The 9,630-nt window shown below is 69.1% G+C and carries 10 protein-coding genes and 1 pseudogene; 8 read left to right on the forward strand and 3 right to left on the reverse strand.

The genetic code is table 11. The features are described 5' to 3' along the window. A pseudogene (locus tag ACWDS7_RS43185) lies at window positions 1–141 on the forward strand (DUF4158 domain-containing protein); the annotation flags it as partial. 25 nt (window positions 142–166) lie between these two features. Here ACWDS7_RS43185 and ACWDS7_RS43190 read toward each other — a convergent pair. After that, window positions 167–751: a DinB family protein gene (locus ACWDS7_RS43190; RefSeq protein WP_451934014.1), complete on the reverse strand. Its 585-nt coding sequence runs from the start codon at window positions 749–751 to the stop codon at window positions 167–169. 151 nt (window positions 752–902) lie between these two features. Here ACWDS7_RS43190 and ACWDS7_RS43195 point away from each other — a divergent pair, with 151 nt between their 5' ends. The 3 genes from ACWDS7_RS43195 to ACWDS7_RS43205 all read left to right on the forward strand — a co-directional run bounded on the left by ACWDS7_RS43195 (window position 903) and on the right by ACWDS7_RS43205 (window position 2,668). Continuing rightward, window positions 903–1,028 carry a hypothetical protein gene (locus tag ACWDS7_RS43195; RefSeq protein ID WP_451934015.1) on the forward strand — a complete coding sequence of 42 codons (126 nt, stop codon included), beginning with the start codon at window positions 903–905 and terminating at the stop codon, window positions 1,026–1,028. Between the two features lie 15 nt (window positions 1,029–1,043). Continuing rightward, on the forward strand, window positions 1,044–1,883 hold the full coding sequence (locus ACWDS7_RS43200) for a tyrosine-type recombinase/integrase (RefSeq protein ID WP_451934016.1): 840 nt from the start codon (window positions 1,044–1,046) through the stop codon (window positions 1,881–1,883). A gap of 200 nt (window positions 1,884–2,083) precedes the next feature. Further along, the gene (locus ACWDS7_RS43205; RefSeq protein WP_451934022.1) at window positions 2,084–2,668 is read left to right on the forward strand and encodes a dihydrofolate reductase family protein; all 585 of its coding nucleotides are present in this window, start codon (window positions 2,084–2,086) and stop codon (window positions 2,666–2,668) included. 196 nt (window positions 2,669–2,864) lie between these two features. Here the strand turns inward: ACWDS7_RS43205 and ACWDS7_RS43210 are convergent, their stop codons facing one another. Continuing rightward, window positions 2,865–3,872: an RNA polymerase subunit sigma-70 gene (locus ACWDS7_RS43210; RefSeq protein WP_451934017.1), complete on the reverse strand. Its 1,008-nt coding sequence runs from the start codon at window positions 3,870–3,872 to the stop codon at window positions 2,865–2,867. A 544-nt stretch (window positions 3,873–4,416) separates the two neighbouring features. After that, window positions 4,417–4,995 carry a Tn3 family transposase gene (locus tag ACWDS7_RS43215; protein ID WP_451934023.1) on the reverse strand — a complete coding sequence of 193 codons (579 nt, stop codon included), beginning with the start codon at window positions 4,993–4,995 and terminating at the stop codon, window positions 4,417–4,419. Between the two features lie 212 nt (window positions 4,996–5,207). Here ACWDS7_RS43215 and ACWDS7_RS43220 point away from each other — a divergent pair, with 212 nt between their 5' ends. From ACWDS7_RS43220 to ACWDS7_RS43235, 4 genes are all read left to right on the forward strand, one after another. Then, window positions 5,208–6,101 carry a methyltransferase domain-containing protein gene (locus ACWDS7_RS43220; RefSeq protein ID WP_451934018.1) on the forward strand — a complete coding sequence of 298 codons (894 nt, stop codon included), beginning with the start codon at window positions 5,208–5,210 and terminating at the stop codon, window positions 6,099–6,101. Between the two features lie 71 nt (window positions 6,102–6,172). After that, entirely contained in the window at window positions 6,173–6,361 is a 189-nt protein-coding gene (locus tag ACWDS7_RS43225; RefSeq protein ID WP_451934019.1) for a hypothetical protein, read from the forward strand. Window positions 6,362–6,623: 262 nt separating this feature from the next. Further along, window positions 6,624–8,315 (forward strand): alpha/beta fold hydrolase, encoded by a 1,692-nt coding sequence (locus tag ACWDS7_RS43230; RefSeq protein ID WP_451934020.1) that lies wholly within the window; start codon window positions 6,624–6,626, stop codon window positions 8,313–8,315. Between the two features lie 142 nt (window positions 8,316–8,457). After that, the coding region (locus ACWDS7_RS43235) for a sensor histidine kinase (RefSeq protein ID WP_451934021.1) at window positions 8,458–9,630 on the forward strand (1,173 nt) is incomplete at its 3' end.

Consider the following 9,630-nt stretch of genomic DNA (forward strand, 5'->3'; position numbering starts at 1 on the left):
GCTGATCGCGAAGCGGCGCGGGGACCACAGTCGGCTCGGGTTCGCCCTTCAGATGTGCACCGTGCGCCATATCGGCCGGTTCCTCCCGGACGACCGCTGGACGTGCCGTGGGCCGTGGTCGAGCACCTGGCCGCGCAGCTGATGTCAGGCTGCCTGGTATGTCTAACTAAGCCTTGATTGGTGCGGCCGACCTGGCGGCCTGCTCGATCTTCGCGCAGTAGGCTGCACGGGCTTCCTCGTCGATCTGCTTCTCGTGTTCGGCGCGCAACCCGGTCCGGCCGTCGAGGCCCTCGCGCAGGATGTCGGCGTGCCCGGCATGCCGGATGGACTCGCCGAGGACATGGACCATGACGGCGAACAGGTTCGTGTCGGCATAAGGCTCCGGCCACCACGGCACGTGGCCGGGGGCGTCGAGGGGAAGCTCGTTGATCGTCGCGTCCGAGTGTTCCCACGTGCGCCGGTAGAACCCGATGATCTGATCGCGGGTCTCGTCCTCGGCCGCCCACAGATCGCTGCCGTTGGAGTCCTGCCACCGGGGCAGCGGTTCCGGGGAAGGGCGGTCGAAGACCTCGCCGAAGTACCTGGCCTCGACGGTGGCCACGTGTTTGACCAGGCCGAGGAGGTTGGTCCCGGTCGCTGTCAAAGGTCGGCGGGCGTCGTATTCGGACAAGCCGTCGAGTTTCCAGAGCAGCGCCTTGCGGTCCCGCCGCAGTCTCCCGTGCAGGTTGTCTTTCGCGAATTCATCGATCATGCGGCATGAGCCTGCCATGGGCTGCTCGTGGTCTCAAAATCCCGTACATGGTCCGCAACGACCGGCAGAGCCGAGGCCTGGCCATGGCCGCCGTTGTTCACGCCCACGGACAGCACTGCCTCGGGGCGAAGAGCGGGCGCCGTCGCCGGCCGTGCGGCTGGCGGACGCGGTGGCCACGTTCCTGGACACGGTCGCGGTGGCGAACACCCGCCGCGGCTACGCGGTCCCGCTGGACCGAATGGTGCGCGACTTCGGCGCGGACACCAACGTGGCATAGCTGGACCCGGACCGGGTGGCCGGCTGGTTCACCTTCGTATGGGGCGGCTGCTCGGTGAAGACGTTCAACACCCGGCTGACCGCACTGGGCTCGGCGTGCGGCTACTGGCGCCAGCAGGAGTGGCTGGCCGGGGATCCGTTGGTGCGGCTGCGGCCCCGGCCGGTGCCGCCGGACAACAGCAAGGCGCTGACTCGCCCGCAGGTGGCCACGGTGCTCGAACTGGACGTGCCGCTGCGGGAGCGGGTGCTGTGGACGCTGCTGTACGAGTCCACCGCCCGCGCCGAGGAGGTACTGCTGCTGAACGTGCCGGACCTGGACACCGCGGACCGGCGGGCGGTGGTGACCCGAAAGGGCGGCGCCCGCGATGTGATCGTGTGGCAGACCGGCACCGCTCGGCTGCTGCCCCGGCTGCTGGCCGGGCGCAAGACCGGCCCGGTGTTTCTCACCGACCGCAAGGCGCGCCCCTCGGTGGCGCTGGTCGACGTTGCCTCCTGCACCGGCCGCGCCCGGCTGTCGTACCGACGGGCAGCGGAGGTGTTCGAACAGCACACCACCGACCTACCGGGCGGGCCGTACACGCTGCACCAGCTGCGCCACTCCGGCCTGACACACGCCGCCGAGGACGACGCCTCCACACCGATGCTGATGGCGCTGTCCGGGCACACCTCGGTGCGATCACTGGCCAAGTACGCCCGGGTGTCGGCCGAGGCGCTCGGCCGGCTGAAAACAACGCTTAGCTGCGTCGGCGCTGGTAGGGAGGTAGATACTCGCGGATCTTGCGGCGCACGTGCGGCCGCTGGCCGCCGAGCGAGATGCCCAGCGTCGGGAACTGCTTGGCGATCTCCAGCGCGGTGAGAGGGCCCGGCGCTGTAGCTGTGTGACCAGGCGTTTGCGAGGGTGAAATCGAGGTCCGGTCGGTGGTGCTCGAGCCCGCCGAGTACGCCGTGCTGAGTCCGGAACGCGAGGACTACCTGCGGACGCAGATCACGCACCGATTAGGTTTCCGCGCCGCGCCCGTCTGTACGTGTGAGATCGACTCACGAGAGGCTGGCACGATGCGGAAACTGATCTTCGGCATGAACGTGACCCTGGACGGCTACATCGCCGCGCCCGGCGACGACCTTGGCTGGAGTGGGGGGGAGGGACCGGACTCGTCGCCGAGCGCCGAGCTGTTCCAGTGGTGGTCCGACCGGGTGGACGCGACGGGCCTGGCGCTGTACGGGCGCAAGCTGTGGGAGGCGATGAGCTCCCACTGGCCGACCGCCGACAAGCAGCCGGGTGCCACACCGGCGGAGATCGAGTTCGCGCGCCGCTGGCGGGACATGCCGAAGGTGGTGTTCTCATCGACGATCGACAAGGTCGACTGGAACACCCGCCTGGTCACCGGCGACGCGGTCGCCGAGATCGCCCGGCTCAAGGCCGAGGACGGCGGCCCGATGGACATCGGCGGCGCGACGCTCGCCGGGGCGGCCATGCGGGCCGGGCTGATCGACGAGTACGTGATCGTCACCCATCCGGTCCTGGTGGGCGGCGGCACGCCGTTCTTCACCGTGCTGGACAGCTGGGTGAACCTGAACCTGGTCGAGACGCGGACATTTCCCGGCGGCGTGCTGCTGACCCGATACGAGACGAGGCGATGAGCACGGGCCGAATGCTCGGCCCGTAAGGCCAGGTCGAAATCCTTCCTGGCGTGCTCACCGTGACCCTCGGCGATGAGGGAACCTTTCCCGGCCCTTCCTTGGGTTCCGAGTGAGCTGTTGACCGACTCGCTGAAGATGAGGACGACGGTGACGCCGGCCCGTGCGCTGGACCCGTCCCCGATGGGGACTTGCCTGATCACAGCGTCGCGGGCAGGCTCAGCCATGGTTTGTCGGTGGCGTCGAATCCGGTGAGCTCGGCGATCTTCCCGTCGACGATGTGCAGGACCGCGATGTTGAACAAACGGTACTCCGGGTCGTCGGGGCTGCGGAGGTACAGCACGGCGGCAGGCATGCGGTTGACCGTCGTGGCGATGCAGCGCCAGTCGTCGTAGCCGCGCTGGAAGAGCCCACTGGAGACCCAGCCGTCCACCGCGTCCTTGGCCGTGACGATCAAGGTGCCCGGCTCGGGCAGCATCGCGAAGCGCAGATCGTCGCGCAGCAGGGCCATCAGCCCGTCAAGGTCGTTGCGCTCATGGGCGTCCATATACGACTTCACCACGCCGCGCTCGTCATTCGACAGCTCGTGCGTGGCGGGGCTCCGCCAGTCGAGGCGGCGGTCGGGCAGCTGCTCGCGCATCGTCACGCGCGCCCGCTGCAGTGCGCTGGTCACCGACGCGACGGTCAGCTCGAGGGCGTCGGCGACCTTCGACGCCGGCCAGCCGAGGACGTCGCGCAGGATGAACACCGCCCGCTGCCGCGGCGGCAGGTGCTGAACGGCGACGATGAACGCCAGCTCGATCGTCTCCCGCGCCACCACCGATTCCTGCGGGTCCTCCGGGAGCATCCGGTCCGGGTAGGGCTGCAGGTAGCGCATTTCCGAGTCCGCGCCCGGCAGCTCGGCAGGCACGGGTGTGCGGTCGTTGCGCTTCTCCAGGAAGTCGAGGCAGGCGTTCGTCGCGATCCGGTACAGCCAGGTCCGCAGCGCAGCGTGGCCCTTGAACGACTCCCGCTTGTTCCACGCCCGCAGGAACGTCTCCTGCGTCATGTCCTGGGCGTCCTCGTAGTTCGCGAGCATCCGGTAGCAGTGCACCTGCAGCTCACGCCGGTAGCACTCCGTGATGAGCGCGAACTGTGCTGCGTCATTTGAGCGGGCCGCCGCGATGAACGCGGCCTCGTCGTCGCCTGGCAGTCTGGCGTCGGTCATGGTCGTCAATCCTTCCACGGGTGGCGAGGGGCTACCAGAACTGACGACGTGGCGGAGGATTTCTGAGCGGTGAAGCCGCTGACACCTGGCCGTCCGTCAGGCCGGATGGGCCGGGTCGATCCAGGGGACGTGTTCGGGTCGGGCACACCCTCGATGTCGAGGTGGGATCCCCGTAGTACTGGGGAAAGATCGGGCGGATATGGCTGGTCCGGCTGATCGCCCAGTGCAGCGGCCGATCCCGGCCGGCCAGCGGCAAGCCCTGTGCGTCGTCTTCGGCGTCCGGGTCACGCAACGGACGGTGGCTGCCGCCGAGGTCGGGTAGGTGAAAGCTGTAGTGCCCGTCGATGCTGATGTGGTGGCAGCATCCGCAGCGACTGGCAGTTACTCCGGTTACCGAGAGTTACTTTGGGGTTGGTGTCACGGACCCGAGCGGAGGGCCAACAAGGGGCGCCACCCCTCGGTGGCCAGCGTCTACCGGGTTCTGGGCGATGGCTCGCAGTCCCCGGCCATGGAGTGACCGGACAGCGGCGGCGGCCTGGCCGCCTCACCGGTCCTGCGGACCGGGAACGGCGTCGGCCGCCAGGTCCAGGTGATTGTTCATGCCGAGTTCGAAGCGGCCGTACAGGTTCAGGTGGGTCCAGAACAGCGCCGAAAGGCCGCGCCGGTCGGCGGCAGTGAGCCGCTTGGCCCACGGCGGGTCCCGCAGCACGATCTGGACCAGGTGGGTGTTGAGGTAGACGGTGGTCGCGGCGAGCAGGTGCAGGGCCAGGGCGGAGACCTCGACGTGCTCGCGGTCATCGCCGGTCAGATCGCCGGCCTTGCCGTAGAACAGCTCCTTACTGGCCGAGTCCCAGTTCTCCACCACGTTCAGGCCCTCGTGGATCTCGCGGCGCAGCTGCTCATCGGCGAGGTGGTCGCAGATGAAAATCGTCCGGATCACACGGCCGAGTTCCTCGATGGCCTGGTAGGTGGGGTGCTTGGGGCCACCGTGGGCGAAGCGGCGCAGCATCTGGTGGGACTCGGCGGTGCCCAGCCGCAGCGCGGTCGCGTATTTGATCATCTGGTCGTAGTGGCGGGCGATCAGGTCCCAATCGATGGTCTTGCCCGACAGCACCGCCTCCAGCGCCGGCCAGGCGCGTCAGGCGCACCGGGCTCCGGGCGGCGGCGAAGTCGGAGGGGTACATCTTCATCGCCCGAGACCGCCAGCCCTCCACCCCCTTCCGGCGCGTCACGGTGCGGAACCGTGCTGTAGGACGTGCGGGGTTCGCCGGCTGTGTGAGATATCCCTCTCCCGTCGTCGTGGCGCTGGTGGTCCGGGGAGGTGACCATGTAGTGATGACCTCCTCGCCCCGCCCGCCGCACGTCGGTGGCCGACCGAATCCGATAGGCGGGACTACCGCGCTCGGTGGAGAGTCCGCCCCCGCCCGCGGGTACCTGCTGGACAACGCGCGCGCCGAGGCGGGCGAGCGATTCGTCTGGCTGGCCGAGCTGTTCGACGGTGTGACGCGGGGGCACTTCGATCGACTGGGGGTCAAAGTTGGCTCGCGCTGCTGGGAGGTGGGGGCCGGTGGCCGCAGTATCCCGGAGGCGCTCGCGGCGGCCGTCGGTCCGACCGGGCACGTGCTGGCCACGGACATCGACCCGTCGTGGCTGAAGGCAGGCGGCGGGTACGAGGTGCGCCGGCACGACGTCGCCGCTGATCCGCCCCCGGAGCCGGGGACGTTCGATCTGGTGCATGCCCGGCTCGTGCTGGTCCATGTACCCGACCGGGCTCGGGCGTTGGCCACGATGGCGGCGGCGCTGCGGCCCGGCGGCTGGCTGCTGGTCGAGGACGCCGATACCGCTCTGCAGCCACTGGCATGCCTGGACGACAGCGGCCCGGCGCAGCGGCGGGCCAACCGGCTGCGCGAGGCGGTCCGGGAGCTGCTGACGCGCCGCGGCGCGGACCTGCGCTACGGCCGGACACTGCCGCGGGCATTGCGTGAGGCCGGCTTGGTGGATGTCGCCGCGGCGGGCTCTTTCCCGGTCGGCGGGCTGGCCTGCGACCGGCTGGAGGCGGCGACCATCCGGCACGTGCGCGGCGAGCTGCTCGCGGCAGGCCTGGCCGACGACGCCGAGATCGACGCGCACTTGGCCGCCATCCACGCGGGCAAACTCGACCTGACACTCGCGCCGCTGATCTCAGCCTGGGGACGCCGTCCAGCCGAGCACCCGCCGGCACTCGGTTAGGTATCGACCGGCACCAAACGGACCGAAACGCTACCGGGCCGGCCCACGAAGCTGATCAATGTGCCTTAACGTTGTTTTTCGCTGGAAGCTACGGGCAGGCGGCAGAGGTCGGGCGGGCCATCATCGCGGAGAACTACGCGGCATACGTCGCCGAATACACCGACTGCTACAACTGCGCCTACCGGCTCTGGCCGTCGTACGGCCCGGCCGGCTGCGTCCGCCCGGTCAACAGCGATGACTTCCCTATCCGCCGCGTCTGACCAGCGGATCCGCGGGCGATCGTCTCCGACCCGGTGTTGTCGCGACCGCATACGGATCGGATGTGGTCGCCAGCCTGGGGGTGCGCAGGTTGGGATACTGGACGCGGACCTCGATGATCTTGCTGCCTGTCGGCTCGCCGTCACCACAGGGGTGTTGTGCCGAGATCGTCGCACGGTCGCTGACGGCTCTGGGAGCAGGGTCCCAGAGCGGATCCTCCGAGAGGCCGACGAAACCCGGAGCACTGGAAACGAGACTGTCGGCATGATCGAAAAAGCCTTAGGACTCGTACTGGCCACGGCCCTGTTGCCCGGCGCACCGACGCCTCCGACCGAACTGCATGAGTGCGCGACCGCGACCAAACGCTGCGACGGCACTATCGAGGTCCCCCTCGATTGGGGAAACCCCTCCTCCGAACGTATCTCCGTAGCCTTCACCTTCATCCCGGCCAAGGACGCCGACGGGACGGTGGCGGCCAACCGCGGCGGGCCACAACCGGCTCTGCCGGAGACACCCGCGGTCCAACAAGTTCTCGGGTCTGTCCTTGACCGGAAGAACCTGCTGGTCATGGATCCGCGCGGGATAGGCAAGTCCTCGCCGCTGCTGTGCTCGGGCGCCGACCCTTTCAAGCCGGAGACCGTTGCCGCCTGCGCCAAGAGCGTGGGCGCGCGGGGCGCGTACTTCACCGCCGACCAGGCCTCGCACGACCTCGACGCAGTACGGCGAGCGCTCGGCCTGGGCACGATGAGCTACTTCGGCAACTCCTACGGCACCCTGTACGCCCAGGCGTATGCGGCCCGGTACCCGAACAACCTGGACGCGATCTTCCTGGACAGCACCATGGTCATCGGCCGCGACGGATACGCGGACTGGTCGTTCGACGCCCGGCTCGACTACCTCGATCTCGTCTGCGGGCGCTCGAAGGCATGCGACGTGCTGCCCGGCAAAGCCTCCGGCGCCTGGACGAGGCTGGTGGACCGGCTGCGGGAGCAGCCCGACCCGGAGGTGACGATGCAGCAAGCACTCACGCTACGTGAGCCAGCCGAAGCGGTGCTCGGCCGGGAGAACGTCGCGGCCGCACACGCCTACCTCAACGGTGACCCGGCTCCACTACGCCGCCTGGCCCGGCTGATCCCCAAGACCATCCCGCCGTTCACCCCTCCGTGGCTTGCCGGATATCTGGGCTTTCGCTGCGGCGACGGCTCCTTCCCCTTCAACCGGCTGGTATCAGCAGCCGAGCGCCAAGCGCAGGCCGAGCGGTACTACGAGCGGGAACGCCCGATGGCGCCCTATCAGCCCACCGACTTCTTCCCCACCGAGGCGGTCGCCGGCCAGGAGTGGTGTATCAACTGGCCGACCCCGCGACACAGCCCGCCGCGCCCGCCCGGACAGGCGCTGCCCAACATCCCCGTTCTGGTGGTGGCCGGGGACTTCGACGTCAACCGCCCCGCAGAGGTAGCGCGTTCGCTTCAGGTCTTCCCGAACGCGACCGTCATACGGGTCCCGTTCGGGATGCACGCGCAATCCTTTTTCCCGTCGCCGATGGGTGACTGCGTGCGCGGCATGCTGCGTACCTTCCTGACCACCAAGCAGGTGGTCGACCAGAAATGCACCGGCGAGAACTACCGTGCCGTCGGCGCATTTCCCCAAAACTCAGAGACGTGGCGCCGCACCCGGCTCGCAAGCTCAGCCGCGGCCAGCGGCGGATCCTCGCGGCCGCCTTCGCCACCGCCGCCGACGCCACCGCCCGCCGCAATCCGCACGCCTTCTACTACTTCGGGCTGCCGAACGAGCCAGGGCTGCGCGGCGGCCAGGTCACCTTCGGCCAGGACATCACGCTCGACGGGGTGCGGTTCGTACGCGACCTGCGGGTCAGCGGACCGATCAAGCTCACGCAGGACGGCCGCGCCACCGCAACCCTCAGGGCCGAGACCGGCAGCCGCACCCACGAGGTGACGCTGACCTGGACAGCGTTCTCCACCCGATCAGCCTTGTCCGGCACCTTCGACGGCATCCCCTTCGACTAGCCACCGCAGCACAGACACCGCGTTGCCGCCAGGTGCACGGCGAAGTCACATGACTCAGGGAGAATTTCAGCGTGCGCGAGGCCCGAAACTACATGAGGATCGTGCGTTTCTTCGGACGCCCCCGGGTCTTCGACACGACGCTGGTGATCGTGCTCCCCGTCCCGGTGCTCGTGGGCCTGATCGCCCTGCTCGCCCAGGGTGAGACGCGGGCGACGCTGACCGCTGGGCTCCAGGTGGTGGGTTCCCTGTGCCTGCTCATGAGGCGTGGCCGGCCGATCCTGACCGCCGGGCTGACAGCCGCACTGGACGTCGTAAGCATCGCGACGCAGTTGCTGCCCGTCTCCAGCGTGACCAGCCTGCCATCGATCGTCGCGTACTACAGCCTGGGGCGCTACGCGACCGGCCGCCCGACGTTGATCGCATCGGCAACCCTCTTCGTCGTCTACGCAATCACTACGGAACTGTCCCGCGTCACGGCGGGTGACTGGTTGTGGTCCCTGCTCGCCGTTTCAGTGCCCGTGTCCGTCGGCCAGATCGTCCGGCTCAGGACCGAGCTCAACGAACGCAGCAGGCAGGAGACCGCCGACGCCGCCGTGCGCGCCGAGCGGCGGCGCATCGCCAGGGAACTGCACGACGTGGTCGCCCACCACATCACCGTGATCAACGCCCTGGTCGGCGGCGCACGGGCCACACTCCCACCCGGGCAGGAGGTCACCAAGGACGCTCTGGAGAGCGCCGAGCAGACGGCCCGCCAGGCGATGTCGCAGATGCGCCGCCTGCTCGACGTGCTCAGGGCCGACGACAACGAAGGACCGGACGCCGCGACGGGGGTGGGCGCGGCGCGTCTCCCCGTACTGATCAAGGAGGCCAGGTCGTCAGGATTGCCCGCCAACTTGACGGTGACCGGCGAGCCCGTCGAGCTGCCCGCCGCGGTGGACCACGCCGTCTACCGCATCGTGCAGGAGGCGCTGACCAACACGCGCAAGCACGCCGTCAGAGCCAAGGCCGGCGTGCGTCTGGCGTACGAGCCGGCCGCGGTGGAGGTCGAGGTGATCGACGACGGTCTGGCGAGGCAGACCAGCGCGCCGGGGTTCGGACTCGTCGGCATGGCCGAGCGGGTGGCGTTATGCGGTGGCCGGCTGTCCACGGGCCACCCCCGGCCAGATCGCCGAGGCCGGCCGGGCGGTCGAGGAGATGCGCAGACACGACCCCTCGCTCGTTTCCCGCATGGAGCAGTTCTGGCA

The organism is Streptosporangium sp. NPDC003464, from assembly GCF_053588315.1.

Coding starts and splice junctions, on each gene's coding strand:
- ACWDS7_RS43230 (WP_451934020.1), top strand. CDS start 6,624: ATGATCGAAAAAGCCTTAGGACTCGTACTGGCCACGGCCCTGTTGCCC.
- ACWDS7_RS43210 (WP_451934017.1), bottom strand. CDS start 3,872: ATGACCGACGCCAGACTGCCAGGCGACGACGAGGCCGCGTTCATCGCG.
- ACWDS7_RS43190 (WP_451934014.1), bottom strand. CDS start 751: ATGATCGATGAATTCGCGAAAGACAACCTGCACGGGAGACTGCGGCGG.
- ACWDS7_RS43220 (WP_451934018.1), top strand. CDS start 5,208: ATGACCTCCTCGCCCCGCCCGCCGCACGTCGGTGGCCGACCGAATCCG.
- ACWDS7_RS43205 (WP_451934022.1), top strand. CDS start 2,084: ATGCGGAAACTGATCTTCGGCATGAACGTGACCCTGGACGGCTACATC.